The organism is Bradyrhizobium sp. Crot121 (genome assembly GCF_059512385.1).
On sequence record NZ_JCAMOR010000014.1, the window covers coordinates 112651 to 135929 of the forward strand.

Sequence of the window (23279 nt, forward strand, 5' to 3'; positions counted from 1 at the left end):
ACAGGCCTCGACCGGGCCATTTGGGCCACCAGTGTTCGCATGCGCCGGGAAGACCGATCCTCCATCGTCGTCTCATCCTCTCGCAGACCTCGGCGGGCAGACTAAACTACATCATCGATAGCTCCTCATTTGTGCTGTTCCTTTGTTCGTGCCTGGCGGCCGTTCCTTCGTCCCGGCCTGCGCGCGTGGAGACGCGCCGCGCGGAATGTCTTGTCAAGGCTGGCCGTCGCGCAGGCCTCGCCTCTTGCGTCGTGATGCCAGGCCACGCCTTGACGGGACCGAGCACGGCGCGAGGGTTACGCTGGACGGGACGCCATCGCATCGGTCTTGTCGCACGTGAAGGCGCGCCCCTTGTGGAGAACCACCCAAGCGATGCGGGCGAGCTTGTTGGCCAGCGCAATGGCAAGCACGTTGTGGTGCAGTCGCTTCTTCGCCGCCTCGATCCAAGATTTGAGCCCATAGCGCTCCCAATGTTTTGGTCCGAGCTTGACCAGCACGACCCAGGCTGCCTGAACGAACAGAGTGCGCAGATAGCGATTGCCTCGCCTTGATATGCTGCCGAGGATAGTCCGGTCTCCCGTCGAGATTTGTTTCGGTACCAGCCCGAGCCAGGCGCCGAAGTCACGGCCTTTGGAGAACACCTCTCCGGTGCCGATCGCCGCCACCATCGCGCTCGAGATGATCGGACCGATGCCGGGCACCGTCATCAGCCGCTCGCAGTGCTGATCCTGATGGGCGAGCGTTTCAATCTCGCCGGAGAGGCCTTCGATGCGTGCATCCAGGTGGCGCCAGTCTGCTGACAGATCTTCGAGGATGCGCACAATGCGAGGCGAGAGCACATCGGTGCGCGTTGCGAGGATCCCCGGCAACTCGGACCGCAGGAAACGCAACCCTTGCCGCACCGCAACGCCTCGCTCCAGCAGGAAGGCGCGGATCTGATTGATGATGCCGGTACGCTGACTGACCAAGCGCTCGCGGACGCGGTGCAGGGCCTGCAGGTCAAGTTGGTCCGCGGTCTTGGTCGCAACGAACTTCATGGTCGGGCGTTGCACCGCCTCGGCAATCGCCTCCGCATCGCGGAAGTCGTTCTTCTGTCCCTTCGAATACGGCCGCACGTATTTGGCTGGCATCAGCCGAGCATTGTGGCCGAGTAGCTGCAGCTTGCGGCTGAGATGATGTGCGCCGACGCAAGCCTCCATGCCGACCAGGCACGGTGGCAGGTTGGCAAGTCGCGCCTCGACCTGGCCACGCGACCATTTCTGCCGCAGCACGATCGCACCACGGTGATCGTGTCCCACGACGTGGAATGAGTTCTTGCCGATATCGATGCCAACCACGGCGATTGCGCTGCTAGATTTCTGAGACATGGCGTGCTCCTTGTCTTCGCTGCCCCCGAGCCAGCTTCTGTCACTGGCGGGGCTGGAGCACGGCCGGACCATCCCATTCCCCAGTCAAGTACACAGCGCATGGTTTCCCGTCCCCACGAAGACTCATCGTGAAGTTCTTGCGCTGATGGATCGTGCAGAGGAGAAGGCGGGACCCAAAGACGTCGGTGAACAGGCTCTGATGCGCGGGTTGGATACCGCATTTCCGTTTTTTCGTCTGGGGCTGTCCCTGGTCTAGCGTCGGGCGTCGATCGGATGATCGGCCACATAATGGGTTTCAGGATTTCCCCTGCCGTGGTCCCACCTTCACCTCTGCACGATTGATGTCTGCGACTACCCCTGATCCTGATTGCAACAAAGGGGGTTGTGGGCCGGTCGAGCGCACCTCACGACTCGAGCCAGCCCCCAACGACGTTACGCCTGTCGAGGTGCCACGAGCTCGCGATTGATTGCCCAAATGAAGGCGGATAGCTCTCGGGCAATCGCCGTGACGATTACGGTTCGCCGCTTGCCCTTCCGTTCGAGTGAGCGGAAGCGTCCGCACAATCTGGTTTGCGCTTTCCACGCAATCTCTCGCGCGCGTCTCGGTGCGGCCTCCACCTTTGGCTGCTTGTCTCGGCTCACGCGCGGCGAATATCGATAGCTCCAGGCCGCCTCCACAAGAATACGTCGCGCCCGCCCATTACCGGCTTTGGTGATGCCGCCTCGCTTGACCTTGTCGCCAGTCGAGTTTTCCGTGGGCACCAGACCCAGATACCCCATCAGCTCGCGCGGATTTTGAAAGCGGGAGAGATCACCGATCTCGGCCAGCACCCCCACAGCCGCAATGAGATCAATTCCCCGCATCGCCTGCAGGGCCGCGACAACCTCGGCAAGCGACCACTCGGGTACTACCTCGCGGATGGCATCTTCCAAACGCTCCATCCGCTCACTTTCCTGGCGTATCCCCTCAAGTAACTCTTCGAATGCGATGCGCTGCTCGCGATGCTCGAGCTTCTGCGACATCAGCCATCTCATGTGGGTTGGTCCCCACGTTGTCTTGCCCGGATAGATGCGTCCCAGTCGCAGCATCAATGACGAGATCTGTTGACGCTTGCCCTGGAGGTCCTTCTTCACTGCCTGACGGGCGCGCGAGAGATCGCGCATAGCCTCATGGCGCTCGTCCGGCACCCACACCGCGGTGAGCTCGCCCGCGCGCAACAGCTTGGCGAGGCTTACCGCATCGCGCCGGTTCGTCTTCACTCGATCGCCGGCCTTCTTCGGAACGAGCGAGGGGGGCCACCACCAGGCAGTTATGGCCGAGGCTCTTGAGCAGTCTGTAGAGGCCATATCCTGTCGGCCCTGCTTCGTAGCAAAACGTCAGATGACAGCATTTCGCTGCAAGCTTTGCCACCAGCTTTCGGATCGCTGCCGCCGTGGCAGAAAACTCCCCGAGATATCGTACCTCGCCGCCACGGCCGCCATCGGCAATGGCTATTGCATTGCGCGATTTTGACGTATCGATTCCGACAAAGACCTCGGTATGATGACCCACGACTCGCCCTCCTTGTTTGAGGCTCTGCCCGGTCCATCCAGGCAACCCTCGTCGCAACATCGAGGGTGAGTCGCCTCATTTTGTGGAGGGGACATACAGTCTATGCGAAGTCCAGCGTGGCTTTCAAACTGTCAGCTTCCGGAGGTTAAGCGGAAACGGTAGGCCGACCGCCGGAACGGCCACTTTTGACCCAAAGACGGAATATGCGCTGGTTGGTCCGAAGCCGGGAGGCCGTTACGCGCACCTGGCGGGCGTGTGCAATTAATCATCTGGCGCGGACCCGTGCGCCCGCGCGGGCGCACGGTCACGAACGCCACGCGCCGTGGTCCTCGGCCCTATGGGAACGTTATGCCGAAAGCAGTCGGATCGGGCTTCTCGCCTTTCCGGGGTACCAACAAACGCTCCAGCCCACCCGGCACGTAGGTGGCCAGCAGGATCGCTTGGTCGCCGACCACTTCGATCGTATGCGGCACACCACGGGGAAGAGCCGCGTAGGAACCTGCCCCCACCTCAACGCGGGAATCGCCGACCCGCGCGATTAGCTGCCCCTCAACCACGTAGACTAGCTCGTCCTCGCGCGAGTGAGTGTGCATCGGAGGCTCCTCCCCAGCTCGCACCGTCCACAGGACAGCGCCATAATCGCCTCCGGACTGGCTGCTCTCCACTTTAATCTCGATGCTCGAGCCTCCGCTCGTGGTCACCTTCTCGCCACCGTGGGACGGCGTTAGAACCGGCTTCTGGACTGACATTTGTAGCCTCCTGACTGTGCGCCGGATGAGCCCGGTACCGCGTAAGCATGAAAGTCCGCGCGGCGAATGGGAAATGACGTCACGCGATGAAGTCAATAACCGCGCGTTATGATGGCCGTTCGCCTTCCGCATCGGACTCGCGTGCACTCGAGGCCGACTGCTTTTGGCCCTCAGCCAAACTGCGCTCGCGCTTTCGTCAGTTCGGCTGGCTGAGGAAGACCGGACATTGCTGGGGCTGACTTTGACCGCCACTCGTGACCCAAGAGCGACGTGCGCATGGCCGAGGAACGCTAAAATCTCTCAAATACATGCTGGCTAGCGGCGGCTCGAGGGAGCCGCACGCTGCCAAGCTTTGGCGTCACTACCAGCCGTAGTCACCACCAGCCGTAAGAGAAGCCGGTTTGAGGTTCGGCACGTCAGTGCACCGGGGCAGACCGATGTTGATCTCGACTCGCTACTCGTCAACCCACGGCGCTGTTGCAAATGCGCCCACCCGCGGGTAGGTCGGATAGCTCCAATATGAATTATAAATCGGATAGCCCCAATACGAACTATAGGCGGGATAGCCCCAGTACGAATTATAGGTCGGATAGCCCCGGTACGAATTATAGGTGGGATAACCCCGCCGCACCCGATAGCGCACGTCCGTCGTCACGGCTGGTACCGCCGCCTTGATCGACGTGCCATTGATCGGCGCAGCAGACGATTGGGTCGCGGCGGCCACTGCGAGAGGAACAGCAATTGCGAGTGCAGTCGCGAGGCTGCGGACTTGAATCTTCATGGTAGCTCCTGTTCGTGTTAAAAATGACTATCCACCACCCGACGAGAATGGCCTTGCACCGCCGGCGAGGGAAATCACCTCTCACCATAGAGTCGATAGACGATCGTTATTGCCACGAGCCGCGTGATGCCGTAGCGAGCTATGCCACCAGCCGTATCTGCAGAAACTTCTAAACTCGTTGTTCGCCCTTGGACCAATCGAGGTTGCGCGTGCCAATGCGCCGCCGTCCTTGACCATGATGCAGCTGCTACGGCGGATTTGTCGTGCGCCACGTCGCCGACCGGATGCCGGACCGAGGTAAGAGAGGGAAAGACATCGCCATTTTGCAGATAGGGCAGGATGGCTACAGAAAAATTTCGGAAATCCGGAATTGCGTTGCGTGGGTAACGACCAAACTGTTCTTGCACACTCAGGTCTGGTGGTGGCTCGAAGCCAAGTCCTCCGACCCGCTACTCGATACGAGCTGACCCGGACGCGTTACGTCGCCTCTTGGCCCCAAACCGAAGTCTCGCGAACGGGGTCGAATGTCCGCTACCGAGGGTAGACCGGATATGACGTGCGCTAGGCTTGACCGGCGTTTCTGACCCAACTGTATGGACCGGCCGTGCGTTGCAAGCTAAATCTGCAGAGTGGCGGTGACTGGTCTTGCGCTTCTGTATCCGGCCCTCGCGTGGAGCAGATCGCTTTTGGCCATCATGGATATCCGCGCGCGTCCGATCTCATTCTCGGATAGGCCCTCGAAGGCCAGTTGGGTCACCAGATCACGAACGCGACGGCGAGACCGTTCCTCCATCTTCCTCAAATTTAACTCGCAGACCTCGGCGGGTACGACCAAGCGGCTCAGGGATTAACTGAAGCCATCCCTTCGGAGCCACCGTCGCTCGCTCGCCTTAATCGGCGAGCGACGGGGGCGGAGAAGGGTGGCGGTCATCCCTTTGGTGAACCAGAGCAAGCTTATACCGCTCATATCATACCGCTGCCGTGCTGAGACGCGTCTCGTATACACGGTGTTCTACAAGCACGCTCCATGCGATGCGGGCCAGCTTGTTAGCTAGAGCTGTAGCCAGCACGTTATGGTGCAACCGTTGAGCCGCGGCGGCAAGCCAAGGTCCAAAGCTGTGCTGCATCCAATTCCTTGGCCGAAGTAGAACGACGCGGGCCGCCTGCAGGAAGAGCATGCGAAGGTAGCGATTGCCGCGTTTGGTGATGCGTCCGAGAATCGTTCGATCACCTGTGGAGATCTGCTTGGGGACCAAACCCAGCCAAGCAGCAAAATCCCGGCCGCGTGTGAAGGCTGCTCCATCAGCGATCGCAGCGACGATGGCGCTCGAGATGATCGGGCCTATGCCCGGTATTGTCATCAAGTGCCGACAGGGTTCCGTGTTCTTGGAGAGCACATCGATCTCGTCAGTCACAGCCTCGATGCGATCGTCGAGGCGGCGCCAGTCTTGAGCCAGATCCTCTAGGATGCGAACCATCCGCGGTGACAGGACATCTGTGCGTTGGGCAAGGATGTCCGGCAATGCGTGGCGCAACCAGTGGAGCCGTTGCCTCACCGTGATGCCGTGCTCCACGAGAAAGCAGCGGATCTGATTGATGATCGCGGTTCGTTGTCCCACTAGGCGATAGCGCACGCGATGCAACGCCTGCAGATCGAGCTGCTCATCGGTTTTCGGCGGTACGCACCGCGTCGTGGGGCGTTGTACGGCTTCAGCGACCGCATGCGCATCTCGAAAATCATTCTTGTGGGTCTGCCGGAAAGGCTTGGCGTAGACCGGGGGCACTTGCCTCACGTCATGGTCGAGGGCGAGCAGCTCGCGGGTCACATAGTGCGTTCCCATGCCCGCCTCTATCCCGATCAAGCATGGCGGCATATTCGCCAGCCGCGACACAATTCTGGCGCGCACTACCTTCTCGCGCAGAACGATTTCTCCTCGGGCATCGAGGCCAACTAGGTGCAGTATGTTCTTGCCCGGATCGATACCAATGGTAACGACTGCGGTGTCAAACTTGCGCGGCATGGCGTGGCTCCTTCTCCTGACTGCCCCACAAGCATGCTCGCTGGTTGGGCGGGAGCACGGCCGGTCCATCCCATTCTCGGACATCCGAGTCGCTGGTTTTGACCGGATTGTTTGTGCGACATCCTGGCCAACATGAACGTCTTTTGAAAGGGCGTGGGATTCTGTAGGCTTCTTTAGAGCTGCTTTTCGAGACGTGCCGACGTCTCCGTTCGAGTCGAATGGCAGCGGGAATGCCGTCGGCGGGCATCGCGCTCTCAATCATCCGACGTCCTTTTATGCCGGTCTCTCACCGAGCACTCGCCGTGCGCGCGGGCGCGCGAAATGCTTAATCTGACTGCAACGAGGGAGTGTCGCTCATGGTTAGAAAAACACATCCCGAACGAAGCGATCCGGCGGCGGGCAATGGAATTTTAAGCCGCCGTATCTTTCTTGAAGGCGCGCTCGTTGTCGGTGCAACCGGCGCGGGGCTGTCCTACGGATCGGCAGAACCGCTTACGATGCAGCCGTGGATGAAGGTTCCGGGTCCGGGTTTTGCGGGCTATGGCCAGCCCTCACCCTTCGAGAGCAAGGTCGTCAAGGCCTTTCTGCCGCCCTCCGTCAGGCCGGGCGTCGGCGCGTCACGCACGCCGCTGCATCTGCTCGAGGGAATGATCACGCCATCCGGACTGCACTTCGAGCGCAGCCATTCCGGCATCCCGGACATCGATCCCGATCACCATCGGCTGGTGATCCACGGGCTGGTGAAGCGGCCGCTCGTGTTTACGGTCGAAGCCCTGTCGCGCTACCCGATGCAATCGCGCATCGCCTTCATCGAGTGTGGCGGCAACAGCCAGGCGCTCAACGCACCGCAGGCGCAGCCGCTCAATGTGACGGCTATCCACGGCCTGGTGGGCTGCTCGGAATGGACCGGGGTACCGCTCTCCGCACTGCTCGACGAAGCCGGCGTCGAACCCGCGGCGCGCTGGCTGATAGCCGAAGGTGCCGATGCCGCAGCCATGAGCCGCAGCATCCCCATCGCCAAGGCGATGGATGATGCGCTCGTCTGTCTCTATCAGAACGGCGAGCGAGTGCGGCCGTCGAACGGCTATCCAGTGCGGCTGCGGCTGCCTGGCTTCGAGGGCAACATGAATGTGAAGTGGCTGCGCCGGCTCAAGGCGACTGCAGGCCCAGCTATGAGCAAAGACGAAACCTCGAAATACACGATCCTGCTCAAGGATGAGAAGGCCTGGCAGCTCGTGTTCCCGATGGAGGTGAAGTCCTTCATCGCACGTCCGTCACCGGGACTCGCGCTGCGGGGGCCGGGTTCTACGAAATTTCCGGCCTGGCCTGGTCGGGCAACGGCAGCATCCGGCAGGTCGAGGTGTCGGCCGACGGCGGACAAAGTTGGGCGCCGGCGGCTTTGCAGGAGCCGATCCTCCCAAAGGCGCCCGTGCGCTTCCGCGCAGCGTGGCAATGGAACGGCGCTCCCGCCGTGCTGCAGAGCCGCGCCACTGATGATAGGGGCATGGTGCAGCCGACGCGCGCGCAGTTCGCGGCCGAGCGCGGCCTGCGTGGGGTCTACCACTACAACGCCATCGGAAGTTGGCGCATCGACGAACAGAGGGAGGTCAGCAATGTCTACGCCTAAACGCATCGTTGGTTGCCTGTCCATGCTGACGGTCGCGTCGGCGGCTCTGGCCCAAGCCCCGCAGTTTGGGCAGCCGATCGCGCCGGCCGATATCGCCCCGTGGGACATCAGCATCGGACCCGATGGCGTAGGCCTGCCGCCCGGGCGTGGCACCGCAACTGAGGGGGAGGCCATCTATGTCGCGAAGTGTCAGGCCTGCCACGGTGAGAAGGGAATCGGGCCCAGCGGCTCGCTGGCGCGCTCGTCGGCGGCGTGGGCACGTTGGCACCAGACAAGACGCCGATAAAGACCCTAGGAAGTTTCTGGCCTTATGCAACAACCCTGTTCGACTATGTCCGTCGTGCAATGCCATTCCAAGAGTCAAAATCGCTCACCGCGGACGAAGTTTACGCAGTATCGGCCTATATCCTCAGTCTCAACGGGATCATTGGGCCGAACGATGTGATCGATGCGCACTCACTGCCCAAGGTGCGAATGCCGAACCGAGACGGGTTCGTCCCGTTCCCGCGCAATCCGAAGTAGCTTCGGAGCCGGACCTTGGTCGGATTATGGCCCTTCGGCGACATGCCGACGGACTCTGACCATGTCCGTTCATCGGGCTGGACCGGAAGCGACCGGCGGATGGCCAAAATGGTCCTTCGGGTATTATGTTAGTCCGTCGGTTGCACTAAGAAGCTGCCAGCCTCCTTTGAAGCGTCGAGCCGCATTCAATCTCATTGATGCCCCGGGGTGGGAAAAATGCATCACGTTCAGGAACGGCTCCTCGAGAGCAAAATGACCGAGGTCGAGCAGGCCCGCTCTTGGAGCCCCCGTGTCATCTCCAAATTCGAAGCCCTGATTCGCAGTGGCGACGATCTGTCCCTTTATCGTGTCAATCCGCTTGCTTTTGCGCGCGACCGCTCCATCAGCGACGCGGAGCGCATCGATCTGTTTCTTCACGCTACGCGGAGCGGTCTGTTTGACATGAGCTGGGATGTCGTGTGTCCCCAGTCCGGTATGGTACTCGACAGTTTCGGCGCGTTGCGAACACTGAAAACCCATTATGTCTGCGGCCTATGCGATGTCACCGGCGATACCGACCTCGACGACTTCATCGAGGTTACTTTCACCGTTTCGCCCCAGCTTCGGCAGCTTCCCTTCCATGATCTCGGCTCGCTTTCAGTCGAGGATTTTCACTGGAAGGTCCGCTTTCTGAGCGACGGGCGATTGCCGGGTCAGCAGGTCTGCTTTCTTGACGTGCTGCACGGTCTGGTTCGTGGCCTTTCGTTCCTGCCGCCGAACTCCACCACGTCGCTGCAGGCCGAGCTCGGTCCTGGCGCGCTCGCGGGCGTCAATGTGCAGACGCAGGCCAGCTTCGCGGTACATGTTGTCGGGGAGCCCGCAACGACGCCGACGCGCTTGCTCATAAGATACGACGGAAAGCTCTTTTCGCCTTCGCTATCCGCGGTGCCACCCGGCGCGGTTGTCCTTGAGGTGGAGAATTCCTCCGAAACGCGCGGCTCATTGCTTCTGATCAACTGGCCGCCCGAAATCCTGGCGCAGACGGTCAAGCCGACGCTCGACTTCGATCCCTATCTGTCGGGCGGGATGCTGCTCGCGCGACAGACGTTCCGACGGCTGTTCCGGTCGGAGCGCGTTGATGAGAAGGAAGGTCTTGGCATCAGGCAGGTGACGTTGCTGTTCACGGATCTCAAGGGGTCCACCGCCATGTACGAGCGGCTTGGCGATCTCAATGCCTATGCGCTGGTCCGCGAGCATTTTGCCTTGCTGGGCGCAACTGTGCAGAAGCATTCGGGCGCGATCGTCAAGACGATCGGCGACGCCGTGATGGCCGTCTTCTCCCGACCGGTCGATGCAGTCGCGGCCGCGCTGCACATTTTGGGGGACATCGAGCGTTACAACGCCGAGCATGGTGATCCCAGCATCATTCTCAAAATCGGAGCTCATTGCGGCCCATCAATCGCAGTCACGTTGAACGAAAATCTCGATTATTTTGGACAGACCGTGAATGTCGCGGCGCGCGTACAGGCGCTGGCCGACGCCGGAGAAATCTGCCTTTCGGAAGCGCTCTATTCGGCACCTGGCGTAAGCCAGCTTCTCGCCGGGCACAATGTCGTCGCGTTCGACGCACCGCTCCGGGGTGTCGAGGGACACGCGTGCGTCTATCGCGTGATGGGTGTGTAGACCGTGGTCGCCGGCCGCCGGATCAATGTCAGGCGTTGGCCCCGAACCGAAGACTCGCTAACCCGGTTGCACGTCTGTTGTCGGGAGAAGACCGGACGTTTAATTTGATGGTTGTCCAAGTCGCTTTTTGCATCATCGCCTCTGATTAGATACCCCGGAGCTCCCCCCGGGGCGCATTCTGGCGCATTCTCCGTGGCCCCACTGTCAGTTTGCTGAGAAGAACTTGACCCTGCATAGGTTGAGCTCTTGGTCCAGCCATTGCAAATTGAGGCAGGCGAGAGCACTCCGATCGTGGACAATCGGATTCCAGGTGAGCTGCATTTGTTTGTCGGCCATAGCTCCCCCCTGATATTTGTCAGGCTCTAGCAGAGCCGTTTGGGTAGCTCCGGTATCACATACTGGCCTAAACTCCTTACCAGTGCGCGATTCCGCTTACGTCGTGATGGTACGGAATCGAAGGATGATCACAGCCAGGATAACGATCGTGAGGCTTCCCAGCACGGGATTACCGTACGAGCTGACCAGCACCTGAGCGCCACCTAGGATCAAAGCGGCGAGTGCTAGGTTGCCGAGTGACACCCCGGCGACTAGTACTAACATGAATGCATTGATGAGCCAGGGCACACCAAGGTTCGGATGCACGCTCACAAGTGGCGTGATCAGAGCGCCGGCCAGACTTGCCAAGCCAGCACCGAGGCAGAACGTAACAAAGCGGACGAGCCGGGTGTTAATGCCGAGCGCCTGTGCCAATTCCTCGTTCATGATGACCGCTTGGGCCACAATGCCGATCTCGGTTCGGCGCATGACCAGCCACACGAGAACGCCCAGCACGACTGCAATGAGGAGGAGGATGAGACGATACAGTGAATATGTGACTCCGCCAACGCTCACGGCCTGTGTGATGGCACTGTCAGCGAACTGAATCTCGCGTCCAAAATAGAGCGTGATGCTCTGGACCATGATGATGTTGAGACCCCAAGTCGCGAGGATCGTGTCGAGCGGCCGGACGTAAAGGCCACGAAGCACTCGCCATTCGGCTACGGCTCCGACGGCAATGCCGCCCGCCATAGCGATCACCAACGCACTCCACGGACTCCAGCCAAGCCAAGTGGCAACGACTGCTGCGTAGCTGCCAAGCGCGAGAAAAGCGCCGTGTGCGAGGTTGATGATCCTCAGGACGCCGTAGACGATGAGGAGGCCGAGCGCCACGATGTACAAGACCCCCGCCGTCGTGACGATGTCGAGGAGTTCGATCGTGTACATGGCGATCCGCCTCCTGCTCTCTTCCCCCGCAGTATCAGCGGGTCCTTACTTCAGCTTCGGGCACTGGTCACCCGGATCGATGAGCCCAAAGTTCTTCAGCACCTTCGTCTTGCCATCGGATTGGACTTGAGCCAAGTAGATCGGGAGCGGCGCGTGGTGCTGTTTGTTCATCTGAACGGACCCGCGCGGTCCCTTGAAGACGACCGTGGGCAAAACCTTAATGACAGCATCCGCGTTCGTGGTGCCAGCCTTTGCGACGGCCATCGCATACGCATGCAGCCCGTCGTACTCTTGCTCGGAAAGTGCGTTTGGCGTCTTCAGCTCCGCTCCGAATTTCTTCTTCATCGCCTCGAGGAAGCGTTTGTTCTCGGGATTGTCGATGCCCGTAAAATAGTCGCCCGTGTAGTACACGCCCTCGGCCGCGTTACCGCCTGCCTCAGCAGTCAGCTCATCGATGGAGAGGCTCCCGATCGGCATCGTGAGCCCGGCCGCTTTCAGCTGCTTGAGGAAGTCAATGTTAGGGCCGCCGCCAGACGTGGAGTAGATGATACCGTCGGGATTGGCTGCTCGGATCTTGCTAATGATTGCCGTCCAGTCCGACTGCTGGAGTGGTTGATATTCTTCGCCGAGAATCGTCCCCCCCATGTCTTTGATCGTTTTCTTTGCGGCTTCGATCATCCCGCGCCCGAACGCATAGTCACTCCCCACCGCGAACCACCGTTTGACCTTCTCGTCGGTCATGAACTTGATGAGTGGGGGCACGACCTGCTCAGGGACCCAGGCATTGACGAACAGGTATTCCCCGCACGCCCGACCCTCGTAAAATGAGGTGTAGATGAACGGAACCTTCGCCCGCTCGGCGATGGGCGCGCCAGCATTGCGAGCCGCACTCGTTTCCATCGTGATGATGACGTCCGCCTTATTCTGGCGGATGCCCGTGTTGAATGCCTTGACTGCGCCGGCCGGCCCGCTCTCGTCATCAAGAGGAACAACCTTTACCGGCTGGCCGAGAATGCCACCCTTCGCGTTCAGCTCATCGGCCGCGAGTTCGGCTGACTGCACGACTGCCGGCGCGACAACGCTGTTCACGCCGCTGAGGCCGACAGGTATGGCAATCACGACCGGCTTCTTCTCCTGCGATCGCACTGGTGCGATCACCAGAATCGATGTCACCAACATCAAGAGCAGTAGTTGGATCCAATAAATCCTCCGCATTGGATTTTCTCCCTTCTCCCAGTTCAAAAAGATTTAGCGTTACGGGAGCAAGTCTCTCGTTCAGCTAAATCGCAAGGTGACGCTCTATGGTTTTCCGCGCCCCGGGGTCGCTCGAATTTCCGGTCTCTACGATGGTTCCAACCTTCAGGACCGCGTATCGGTCGGCCAGCGCCAAAGCAAACCCGACATTTTGCTCTACGAGTACGATGGTCGTCCCATAAGTGCGGCGCTCCTCGACCAGGATCTCCTGAAGACGTGTGGCTACTGCGGGTTGAAGGCCTTCGGTGATCTCGTCGATCAGGACCAGACGCGGCCGCGTCAGCAGCGCTCGTGCCATCAGGAGCATCTTCTGCTCGCCACCGGAAAGCGTGCCCGCTCTCTGTTGGCGTCTCGCAGTTAAGAACGGGAACCATGCCGCCACCGCAATTAATCGCTCATCGAACCTCGACGGCTCTCGCAATGCCAATCTGAGGTTCTCCTCCACCGAGAGATCCTGAAAGATCGATTTTTCCTGGGGGATGTAACTGACTCCGAGCCTCGTGATCTGGTAGGCCGGCCAGCCGGTTACATTTTCACCAAGCAATTCGACTTGGCCGCGCCGAGGTGGTAACAGCCCCATAATGGTCTTCAGTAAAGTCGTTTTGCCCATGCCGTTTTTGCCGAGAACTCCGAAGATTTCCCCAGGTCCGATCTGGAGGGTCACTCCGTGGAGCACTGGAGAGCTGCCGTAACCACCCTCCAAGCTCCCGACGGCGAGGCCGCGTGTGGCGACCGGCGCGATCATAGGTTTCTTCCGACGTAAATCGACCGGATGAGGTCCGAGTCGGCAATCTCCGATAGTGGCCCGTCGAGCAGAACTTTTCCCATGTGAAGGACGACCAATCGCGTGCTGATTTCGCGCACAAAATCGAGGTCGTGCTCGATGAGCAAAATACACAGCCGGTGGCTCCGGGCCAGCTCTGTCAGCACGCTCCCGATCGCCGCTCGCTCGTCGCGTGTGAGCCCCGCGGTCGGCTCATCGAGAAGCAGCACGGTCGGCTCTTGGGCGAGTACCATAGCGAGCTCTAGCGCCTGCTTTGTGCCATGAGACAGATGACCCGCCCGCTCGTTGAGCATAGCCGTCAGTCCCGAGACTCCCACCGCGTCAAGCGCGGGCTCAGGTAACTCGACCGTGCGTGACCGTCGCCAAGGGGATGCAGGATTTCGATATGACCGCGCGACGCGAAGGCAGTCCAGGACCGTCAGCGCATCGAATACGTTGGGAGTTTGGAACTTCCGACTGACGCCAAAGGCCACGCAGCGTTGCGGCGGGAGCCGGTCGATGCGGTGACCATTTATCAGCACCTCACCTGTCGAACGCTCACGGCCATCAGCGATGCAGCGGAGGAGAGTCGTCTTTCCGGCCCCATTCGGCCCGATAATCCCCACAACCTCGCCGCGGTATGCCTTGAGGGAGACGTCATGGAGCGCCACGAGGCTTCCATACTGCATGCCAACGTCGTGTAGCTCCAGCACTGGCGCTTCGTCCGGTCCACCAATCACGCTGAGCCGCTGACTTAGAGCGTCGGCGGTGCTCGAAAGGGCGACGGTAGCACCTGCTGCCCATGCTCCCGGCTGCGTGCCCGCAGCCGCCACATTCCATCCTCGATTGAGCAGTTGCCTGATGGCGCGGATTAACACAGACAGGCCCTGGCCGATTGCCGGGGCCAGTCCCTGAGGGAGATACACGACGACCAGTACGAAGGCGAAGCCCACAAAGAGCAACCAGATGAATGGCAGGTTGCCCCCGAGCAGCGCCGAGACGTAGTTGACTCCCACCGTACCGAGGATAGGGCCAATAAGTGTCCCGCGCCCACCCAAGGCGGTCCAAACGACGAGTTCGGTTCCGAAGACGAAATCCCCATACGAGTGAGCCGCGACGCTGCTGAACAGCACATAGAAGGCGCCGGCTAAGGCGGCGATGGCGCCGCATGCGGCCATGAGACGGATCTTCAGACGCGAGGTGTTTAGGCCAAGGTAGCGGCAGCGCTCCTCGTTCTCGCGAATGGCGACCAGCACTCGACCGGCGTCACTCGAAACAAAAACGTAAGCGCCAATGGCGACAAGAAGAAGGAGCCCGCCCGCGATGTAGTACCACTCGGTGATGGAGAGGAACGGCACTGGAATCGGCAGCCCGCTGCTTGATCCGGTGTAGGCTCCCCCACTGAGGATGATCTGCGTGAAGACGACAGGAAGTGCGAGCGTCACGATCGCAGCGTAGATGGGAGACGCACGGTCCCAAAAGGAAAGCCAACCCACGGCAGCTCCGACCACGGCGGCGCCAACCATGGCAGCGAAAATCACTCCTGCGGTGGCGAGCGCCCCGTCGACGTAATACGCCAAGGCAATGGCGGCCGTGTAGACCCCGATGCCGAAGAAGGCCGACTGACCAAATGTCAGGACGCCAGTGTAGCCCCACAGGAGATCGACAGTGACGGCGGCGATCGCGAAGAAAAATGCCTGCGACAGGATCTGTTGGGCGTATTCCCCAAGCACCATCGGGCTCGCCAGGAGCAAGGCAAGGAGCAGGACAGAGATGCCGAAAATCGTCAGCCACCTACGGGCCAGGCTCAAGAAAGAAGTGATCTCCTCTGCGAGCGTCCTGCTCGCCGTCATCAGCACGTGGGTCTTCTGATGATGAGCCATACCGCTACTCTGGGCGCGATCCCGGTACGCAACGCTTCCTGCCCCCATCGTTCGGACCGCCACTGTGAGCAAGCTGCGATCCCGAATGAGATCGGAGAATTGGCAAAAGGGGCTTGCTTTCCTTTGCGCGCAGTCGGCTGAAAAGCGGTCCGTACCGGCTCAGTACCAGCCCCGCTTGATCTCCGATCCGAGCATCTCGTCATAGACGTCGGTGCGGCGATCCCGCAGAACTTGATTGAATTCGTTCCAGTTTCGCTTGCGTCGGGCGTCCGCCAGATCGACGCGTCCGAAGATGATTTCTTCGCGGTCGCGGCTCGCGGGGCCCGCCACGAACCAGCCGGTACAGCTCACGATGACGCTCTGGCCTTCAAAAAGCTGTCCGCGTTCCGTGCCGACGCGGTCGGCGCACGCAATGAACATGGAGTTCGTGTGGGCCGCCGCCTGGTGCAGGATGTTGGCCATCGCAGGTCGGCCAGGTTCTTGGCCGGGGATTGGCACCCAGTTGGTCGGGACGCAGACAATGTCCGCACCCTGGAGCGCCTGCAACCGAAAGGTCTCGGGAAACCAGCCATCGTAACAAATAGCGGCGGCGATGCGGCCGATCGGCGTCTTGAACACTGGAAAGCTGAGATCACCTGGTTCGAAGAACAGATTCTCGGCGGCCCACAGATGCACCTTGCGGAAGGTGCCGATGTAGCCCGACGGCCCCAGCACGACCGCAGAATTGTAAAGCGCGGCCCCAGCCCGTTCGGCGATACCGGCGACGATATAGATGTCGTGGCGGCGGGCTGCGTCGATCCAGGCAGCAGTGGTTTCGCCGGTGGGCACTTCCTCGGCGAGCGCGAAAGCTTCGTCCCGATCACGAAAAACGTAACCGGAGTTGGCGAGCTCCGGGAGGACGATTAGGCGGGCGCCGTTGAGTGCCGCCTGTCCGATCCATTCCAAGCTTTTGGCGACGTTGGCCTGCTTGGCGCCCACAATCGGCTCCATTTGAATGCAGGCAATCGTAATCTCGCTTTGCGCGCCCGAAGTGTCGCTCATAGGCCATTTCCCAGAAAAAACCGGGGCTGCCATTCAAGCAAACAATTGGTAACCCACGCAGCTTATCTGCCGCGGCGGTCACCATCGATAGCAACTTAATTCAATTGAGTTCCAATAGAGGAGTCAAGCCCGCCAATGCGGGCAAACCGCCACAAGCTTTGTAGTTAACCTGCCGTTTTGACGCGGCGCCGGACGCATCTCCTGACCTCCGGATGGGCGTCCCAAGTCCGAACGCGCCCGCGGATGACAGTAAGCACTAAGAGTGCCCCCGACCGTGGCCGATTTGATCGGGCGGTGCCGCTGCTAGGGTTTGCCGGCCTCGCGTGCCGCGCGGCAATCAGGATGAAATGGCTTCCTATCCGGATTGTCGCGCTACTCGCCGGCGTCGAGGATCTGGGGGCGGTGGACCGGCCCAGATTTGATGCCTAGTTAGTTTTAGGGCGTGTGCCCATTAAGCCCGCAGCCATAGCCTGATCGAATGGCTGCTCAAAGAGCAGCCAAAAGCTTCTGAACCCGACGGCGCCGACCTGACAATACAGATATCCCCTAGGTCTGCATCGCCTGCAGCAAAGTTCGGCAGCCCAGAATCGCTAAGACAGTTTCATATTGTAGGTATCAATCGGCTTGCAGGCCGAAACACACACCTTGCGCCGAACACGACGCGCAAAAATCTGGCTGCGCCAACCCTTGAGGCCAGCGCGGCGCTCCCCGACAGTTCGCCTTCGCCTACTACGTGGTTCAAAGCTGCTTTGCCTGTCGTGTTCGGCGCGATTACCTATGAGAGCCCAAGCCTGTGAAGGTCAGGCTGTGCGCGAAAGGCGGACCAGTTCTGAGCGCTCACTATATAAAAACGATATACTAGGCCGGCCGTCTTTGAGCCTGGGTAAGTTCGGCTAGGCCCATTATGCATTCGGAAGTCGCGACTTCACCACGGCGATGAGGCGCTCTCGTTCGGGATTCCTGATGAGATACCCGCCACGATTGACCGACGGTGCGAATAGCGTTCCCTTGTACTTCCTACCTACGTCGAGCCCCCAATACGCCGCTGACCTCATGCAGACGACCACTCGTCTGCCGGCCTCCGCGTCCGGGAACAAGACCTCCTGTGCCCAGGCTAATGAGAGCCGACTAAAAGGCAGAGCCAGCAATGAGGAATAGCTCTTCACGTCTTTCGAGTGGTACGCACCTATATTAAGAACGGCGAAGTTTTGTTTGACGACTTCGTAATCGCAGAAGAGCTTCGTACGACTTGCCAGCCACGTGTAGCCTGCCCCGTGATCACGGGATGGCTCGTCGCCTCGCCAGCTTCTAAAGCGATAATCCTTACCTTCTTTCGATCGAGCGTCGGCCAGATCGAATTGGCTGAAGCCAGGAGAAAGATATAACAAAACTATCGGCGCGGTCTTCAGCTTTCCCGTAAAACAGCCCGGAAGACATTCGAGCTGGAAACCATGGCGCTTGGCATCCATCCTATTGAAGGCTTCAACGTCGGCTGGGTGAATATGTGCGCCATGCTCGATGCGCGACCAAAACTCAAATATATCAGCCAACCTTCACCTCGCTTCGACACGACAAGCAGCCTGAGGACACTCACATCCGCAGCAAGGGGGTAAATGGTTAGGAAGAACCACGAACGAAGATGCCCCAATTCTCTCTGTATGGCTCGGCGTTTCTTCGAGAGAATTCATGCCAGACCGATCCACCGCTTCGTACCGGACTTGTCGTCCCGAACCGTTTGACGGCCGAACTAGGAACAACGTAGTAATCAGGTCTTGCGTCGGCTCGCAGATTTATAAACAGGTATACGTGCGTTCGCGATGCGATGCTGTCATAGTCTTTGCTAAGCAGCCAAAAAAGACGCTGGTTTGCTGTTTGTCTTAACCTGCACGGACCAAGTCCGCTTATACTCTTGATCAGCCGCCAGCAGATGTGCACCTCTGGCGTTACGAGACGTGATCGAAACAACAAGCCCCTTTTGCGTCAGCTCGGCCGCCGCTAAATATGTGCCGAGCATTCCAGTCATCTGACCTTTGGAGGCCATTCAAACGTTCCCTCTAGGGTTTTGCTGAAGGATACGCCAATAATGTTAAGCATCACTAACTTGGTCCGGATTGCTCCCCTCCGGCTCCCCTTCCGCATTCCGAGGGCCGATATTCCTCATATTCTGAACTGGTTTTCGTCTGGGCTTCTAACCTTCACAGGGTTGAGCTCGCATTGGGAAAGTCCCAACAATCGTTGCCTTCCATGTGCCTCAACGGGCACATTAACGCCTTGATGACATCGCACCGCCCGACGAGACGCACGAGAGTGAGCGCAGATTCGTACCCTGACCGGTCGTCCGCCCACCTCGCGCAAGATGCAGGCAACGACGTTCGGCAAGCTTCCCAACTCGGTACGCGGTCAGTGGACTATTCAACACGCTGATCCGCGCGCCAGGCCATTTCCCAGAAGTTGGCTTCGAGCCGGGTGGCTTCCTTGAAGATCCCGATCAGCTCTGCCTCTCGGGCCGGCGTGGCATAGAGATCGGCGAGACCTTCCAGGTGCGCCCGCGCTTTCGCCGCGACCTCCTGGTATGGTGCACCGGCATACTCGGCGATCCAAACGCGATAGGGGTTCGTTGTCCCCTGCGCATCGGGTCGCGAGGCGAGTCGCGTCGCGATCTCTGCGTAGCCGATCACGCAGGGGGCAAGCGCCACCTTGAGTGCCAGCAGATCACCGCGCATTCCCGCGTCGAGCACGTAGCGTGTATAGGCCAGCGTCTCGACCGCCGGAGGGGTTTGTTCAAGATCACGGGGCGACAGGCCCCAGCCGGCGCAGAGCTTCACATGCAGGTTCATCTCGATGTCGAGAATGGCCGAGAGGCCGGCAGCCGCTTCGCGCATGTCAGCGAGCTTGGACGACTTATAGACCGAGAGAGCGTAGGCGCGAGCAAACTCGATGAGGAATAGGTAGTCCTGAACGAGGTAGTGACGAAACGCCGCTTCGGCGAGCGAACCGTCTGCCAACCCGTTCGTGAAGGGATGGTCGGTGTAGGCCCGCCACTCGGCGGATGCCGCTGTCTTTAGTCGCTCGAAGAAACTCATGATCCTTCTCAGGGCTTGCTTCTCAATGAGTGTCTTTGGCTCGCTACCGTGTCGCAACCAGACCTCTCAGGTCAAGAACAACGGTCGCTCTTCCCTCAAGAGCAGACCTTCGTCAAGGCGTGCGGTTACGTCAGCTTCGTGCCAACGACAGACACGAATGATGTCCCGCTTTGCAAAGCGAACGTCAGTATTCCGGTCCGGCACTGATCCGCTTTGCCCCCAAACATAACAAGTTCAGCGGGTGACCGTCGGCCGCTTCACCGCTCCAGCGTACCGAGATAGGCGGCAAGTGCCAAAAGGTCTGCCTCGTTGAGCGCTTTGACCACGTCGATCATCGGCTTGCTCTCCGGCCCAGCGCGGAAGCCGTGCCGGTATTCGTAGAGCTGGCGGAAGATGTAGGTGGGCGAGCGCCCGGCGATGCCCGGCACGACCTCGGTGCCGGTCAGCTTCTCGCCATGGCAGGCGGCGCAGGCGATTTCCAGCTTCGCGGCCAGCCCGCGACCGGCAGCGACGCTACCGGGCGGCACATAGGCGGTAAAGCGGACGCGCGCGTCGCGGTTAACGAAGCGGCCGACGTCCGCCGGCGTCTCGATGATGCGCATGCCGATCGGCTCGCGTTCATCGTTTTTAGTGACGAAGAACCAGCCGGCGACCGTCGGTTTCGGCACGGTCTCAGTCTCCACAACGTCGACCAACTTCTTGGGCTTAATGGCAGCAAAATATTCAGCCGCCGCCTTGATCTCGTCGTCGTTCGCTGCCGTCGCGAGCGAGATCATCCAGGCTTGCGGAATGCGGTCGGGTAGTGCTGTCGAGCGTTTGCCGCTCCTGTAGTCCTGCATCTGCTGAATAAAATAGGCGACCGGCAGGCCGGCGATGTCAGCGTTCTCCGGGCCACCCGTGCCAGAGGCACGATGGCAGAAGCCGCAGGCGTAGACGTCAGGCTGGCGGCCGCTCGCCACGACTGCCGGCATCGCCGGATGGTCACCTGGGTGCCAATCCGGCGCCAGGAAGCGATTACGTGTTTGTGGGACCGTATAGCTCGCCGTGCTGTCGGGAACGTGGCGAGGTTGGCCGTCATCGGGCGGCGGCTTGAAGTCAGGCGGGTTGTAAGTGTAGGCCCAGAACGGCGGCTTGTCGGTGATCTGTGCGTGCGCGCCCGCCGTACATACGAAAATTATGGTGAGTGCACCTACCGCCTGAGCGGCCAGTCCCAATCGTGCCATGTTCGCCCCCGGCTTTTGGCCAGCGAGGACAAGTAAATTAGCCGCAAGTACGCGCTGGAGCAATTGGCTCTCTTGATTATTAAGGCCGGCCGTCCTGACGTACGAGTTGGGTTAAGAGCGTCGTCCTCTGCAATAGACGGCTGCCCGTCAACTTCCGCTATGCTTTTTTAGCGACCGAGATCGCGCGGCGGTGCAATATGTCGCGAAGAGCCAACAAGACTCATGCGCCGCAACAAATAAATGGAACCGGCGGCGGCCCGAGGCCAAATGCCCCGCTTTTTCGATCTTATGCCGTTCTGATAGCGACGTTGAATGTATTGCCGTTGACGGTGTGTAGCTGCAACGTCGATGGCGCTATGGAGGCTGCCGGGGTCCGCATTGCTCGTGACGGGCAGCGTAATCGTCGCCATCGCCGCGCCCGTAGCCCTCCGCATGATGGCGTAAGACGACGTTGGTACAATGTTGCCTCGCCATCGCGAACGCACGAACGGTGGCGCGGCTACAGCGGAGATCGAGGACAACATAAACCAAGCTCGAACGGCCTTCGTCACTGCCGGCATCTTGGTGCTGCGCGGCGGCGTGCCGATCCATGTCAATGGCGCAGTCGTGGGCGCAGTAGGCGTTGCCGGCTTGACCAAGGAGATCGACGCCGAGATCGCGAACACCGCGGCGACAGCGCTGAGCCCCTGACCGATGACGGCTCAGCGTAGGTTACGGAGTTACTGTTCGTGTGCGCCTGTCGGCGCGGAAGATGATGCGATCGCGAGTTCGGGGGTGTGGCCGCCGAACGAGGTGCGACGCTCCCATCAGTCACAACAGGCGGGTGCCCTATCCTAAACCTTGGTATGCTCTTCTCAACCAAATGTAACGAGGGGGATCAACCTCCGTGCAATGGTCAGGTCCATCTCTCAATGATTATGCTTGGGATGTAATTTGGGTAACCGAACGGCAGCACTCTCTGGAACTGCCATACGGAAAAAACCAAACAGGTGAGAAACGAGTTATGGGCTGGATGTTCGACAATGCCGGACGTCTGATTGCGCGGTTGCAGAAGCCGGTCAACCACTGTGAGCCGTTCACTCCGAACGATTCGACAGCCTTACGCGACACCCTTCGACCCGGTGATGTCTTGCTGGTCGAGGGCAAAGGTCGTATTTCCGGCAGCATCAAATATCTCACTCAATCGACTTGGTCGCACTCGGCGTTGTACGTCGGGCCGGTGGCCGGCGCCGCAACCGACGGCGAGCGCCATGTCCTGATCGAAGCCAATATCGGCGAAGGTGTCGTGTCGGCGCCGCTGTCGAAATATCTGCATTGTCAAACCCGTATCTGTCGGCCGGTGGGACTGAGCGGAGCGGACTGCGCAAAGGTCTGCCATTACGCTATCGAACGCATTGGTCTCAGCTACGATTTCAAAAACGTTGTCGACCTGATGCGCTATCTATTCCCATGGCCAGTGGCGCCGCGTTGGCGCCGCCAAACGATTGCGCTTGGGTCCGGCGATGCTAGCCGCATCATCTGTTCTTCGCTAATTGCGCAAGCATTCGACGCCGTGCGTTACCCGATCCTGCCCAAGATCACGCACCTCGAGAGCCAGACGGCGCGGCGCGAAATCGCCGAGACCCGCCACTCGTCACTTTACGCGCCGCGCGACTTCGATAATTCGCCCTACTTTATGGTGGTGAAGCCCACGCTCGCGCGAGGCTTCAACTATAAAGACATGCATTGGGTCGATCTTCCCCAAGTTCACACCGCAAAGGTCACGTTCGCTCCAGAGATCGAAGGCGCGATCGCGGAGGTGGCCTACGCCTGAATTTCCTGGATCAGGCACCGAGTTGCGCAACGCTCGCGCCGTTTCAGTCTTGGATCGAGCGAGGCCGCGATGGCGAACCCTCGTCGACCACAAATCTGGAGATTGAAATGTCGAAACCCCGCCTACTATTGATCCATTGCTCGAACGGCATCCGACAGGGAGCAAAGCACGGGCAGCGCGGCCGTAGCTTCCGACCGCTGGTCATTCATGGGGGCGCGCGAGCGACATTCGCGCCGAGAGAGAGCTCATGGGAAGCTGCGTTTGAACTGGTCAATCTTTGTCTTTTAGTTTCCCATAGCAATTACCTTGCCTTCTTGCAGGCGAGCATAACAGTTCTTGAGGCCTGCAATCGGACTGACCCTTATAGCCAATAGTGCATTCGATTCAAATGTTGCGCCATGTGCGTTATCGGAACACCACGCGCTCGCGCATATCGTTCGCATCGACCATGCTGCTCAATCCATCGGCTCCCTTAGGCTGCCCATGCGCAGAAGCCAAATCGCTACAGAGCCAGCAGCGCCGCCTGACCTGTACCTTCCCGCGATTGCGGCAGACCGGAGGTCAACACCGTCTCCGGGACGGTGCGGCCAGGGTCAATGTCCGGTTCGGGGTCAAACAGAGAAGAACTCACTGCGAGCAAATGTCTTCCCAGTTACCCCTGAAAGCGGACATTGC

The 23279-nt window shown here is 60.0% G+C and carries 17 protein-coding genes and 1 pseudogene; 4 read left to right on the forward strand and 14 right to left on the reverse strand.

What is annotated here, in order from left to right; translation table 11 throughout:
• Nucleotides 1-296 precede the first annotated feature (296 nt).
• The 5 genes and pseudogenes from AC5ZGW_RS15415 to AC5ZGW_RS15435 form a co-directional block, all read right to left on the reverse strand.
• On the reverse strand, nucleotides 297-1367 hold the full coding sequence (locus AC5ZGW_RS15415; protein WP_130225286.1) for an IS110 family RNA-guided transposase: 1071 nt from the start codon (nucleotides 1365-1367) through the stop codon (nucleotides 297-299).
• 432 nt (nucleotides 1368-1799) lie between these two features.
• Nucleotides 1800-2919 (reverse strand): annotated as a pseudogene (locus AC5ZGW_RS15420) (IS110 family RNA-guided transposase).
• 335 nt (nucleotides 2920-3254) lie between these two features.
• On the reverse strand, nucleotides 3255-3668 hold the full coding sequence (locus AC5ZGW_RS15425) for a cupin domain-containing protein (RefSeq protein WP_130225287.1): 414 nt from the start codon (nucleotides 3666-3668) through the stop codon (nucleotides 3255-3257).
• A gap of 454 nt (nucleotides 3669-4122) precedes the next feature.
• Entirely contained in the window at nucleotides 4123-4449 is a 327-nt protein-coding gene (locus AC5ZGW_RS15430; RefSeq protein WP_130225288.1) for a hypothetical protein, read from the reverse strand.
• Nucleotides 4450-5417: 968 nt separating this feature from the next.
• The gene (locus AC5ZGW_RS15435; RefSeq protein WP_130225290.1) at nucleotides 5418-6470 is read right to left on the reverse strand and encodes an IS110 family RNA-guided transposase; all 1053 of its coding nucleotides are present in this window, start codon (nucleotides 6468-6470) and stop codon (nucleotides 5418-5420) included.
• Nucleotides 6471-6826: 356 nt separating this feature from the next.
• Here AC5ZGW_RS15435 and AC5ZGW_RS15440 point away from each other — a divergent pair, with 356 nt between their 5' ends.
• A complete protein-coding gene (locus AC5ZGW_RS15440) occupies nucleotides 6827-8383 on the forward strand; it encodes a molybdopterin-dependent oxidoreductase (protein WP_496113930.1) in 1557 nt (518 codons plus the stop codon).
• 452 nt (nucleotides 8384-8835) lie between these two features.
• Nucleotides 8836-10281, forward strand: a complete 1446-nt coding sequence (locus AC5ZGW_RS15445; RefSeq protein ID WP_130229159.1) for an adenylate/guanylate cyclase domain-containing protein — start codon at nucleotides 8836-8838, stop codon at nucleotides 10279-10281.
• A gap of 432 nt (nucleotides 10282-10713) precedes the next feature.
• Here the strand turns inward: AC5ZGW_RS15445 and AC5ZGW_RS15450 are convergent, their stop codons facing one another.
• From AC5ZGW_RS15450 to AC5ZGW_RS15490, 9 genes are all read right to left on the reverse strand, one after another.
• Nucleotides 10714-11544 (reverse strand): branched-chain amino acid ABC transporter permease, encoded by an 831-nt coding sequence (locus tag AC5ZGW_RS15450; protein ID WP_130229160.1) that lies wholly within the window; start codon nucleotides 11542-11544, stop codon nucleotides 10714-10716.
• Nucleotides 11545-11589: 45 nt separating this feature from the next.
• On the reverse strand, nucleotides 11590-12759 hold the full coding sequence (locus tag AC5ZGW_RS15455; protein ID WP_130229161.1) for a substrate-binding protein: 1170 nt from the start codon (nucleotides 12757-12759) through the stop codon (nucleotides 11590-11592).
• A 64-nt stretch (nucleotides 12760-12823) separates the two neighbouring features.
• On the reverse strand, nucleotides 12824-13543 hold the full coding sequence (locus AC5ZGW_RS15460; RefSeq protein WP_130229162.1) for an ABC transporter ATP-binding protein: 720 nt from the start codon (nucleotides 13541-13543) through the stop codon (nucleotides 12824-12826).
• A complete protein-coding gene (locus AC5ZGW_RS15465; protein ID WP_245475009.1) occupies nucleotides 13540-15444 on the reverse strand; it encodes a branched-chain amino acid ABC transporter ATP-binding protein/permease in 1905 nt (634 codons plus the stop codon). The genes AC5ZGW_RS15460 and AC5ZGW_RS15465 overlap by 4 nt, the downstream gene beginning before the upstream one ends.
• Before the next feature lie 159 nt (nucleotides 15445-15603).
• Nucleotides 15604-16485 (reverse strand): nitrilase family protein, encoded by an 882-nt coding sequence (locus tag AC5ZGW_RS15470; RefSeq protein WP_130229163.1) that lies wholly within the window; start codon nucleotides 16483-16485, stop codon nucleotides 15604-15606.
• A gap of 902 nt (nucleotides 16486-17387) precedes the next feature.
• Nucleotides 17388-18035, reverse strand: a complete 648-nt coding sequence (locus AC5ZGW_RS15475) for a hypothetical protein (protein WP_130229164.1) — start codon at nucleotides 18033-18035, stop codon at nucleotides 17388-17390.
• A 290-nt stretch (nucleotides 18036-18325) separates the two neighbouring features.
• Entirely contained in the window at nucleotides 18326-18526 is a 201-nt protein-coding gene (locus AC5ZGW_RS15480; RefSeq protein ID WP_130229165.1) for a hypothetical protein, read from the reverse strand.
• A gap of 367 nt (nucleotides 18527-18893) precedes the next feature.
• Nucleotides 18894-19568 (reverse strand): thiaminase II, encoded by a 675-nt coding sequence (gene tenA, locus AC5ZGW_RS15485; protein ID WP_130229166.1) that lies wholly within the window; start codon nucleotides 19566-19568, stop codon nucleotides 18894-18896.
• A 257-nt stretch (nucleotides 19569-19825) separates the two neighbouring features.
• Nucleotides 19826-20791, reverse strand: coding sequence for a c-type cytochrome (locus AC5ZGW_RS15490; RefSeq protein WP_245475010.1), 966 nt, complete (start codon nucleotides 20789-20791; stop codon nucleotides 19826-19828).
• Nucleotides 20792-21250: 459 nt separating this feature from the next.
• Here AC5ZGW_RS15490 and AC5ZGW_RS15495 point away from each other — a divergent pair, with 459 nt between their 5' ends.
• Complete coding sequence (locus tag AC5ZGW_RS15495; protein WP_130229167.1) at nucleotides 21251-21481, forward strand: heme-binding protein; 231 nt, start codon at nucleotides 21251-21253, stop codon at nucleotides 21479-21481.
• Between the two features lie 313 nt (nucleotides 21482-21794).
• Entirely contained in the window at nucleotides 21795-22604 is an 810-nt protein-coding gene (locus AC5ZGW_RS15500; protein ID WP_130229168.1) for a YiiX/YebB-like N1pC/P60 family cysteine hydrolase, read from the forward strand.
• Nucleotides 22605-23279 lie beyond the last annotated feature (675 nt).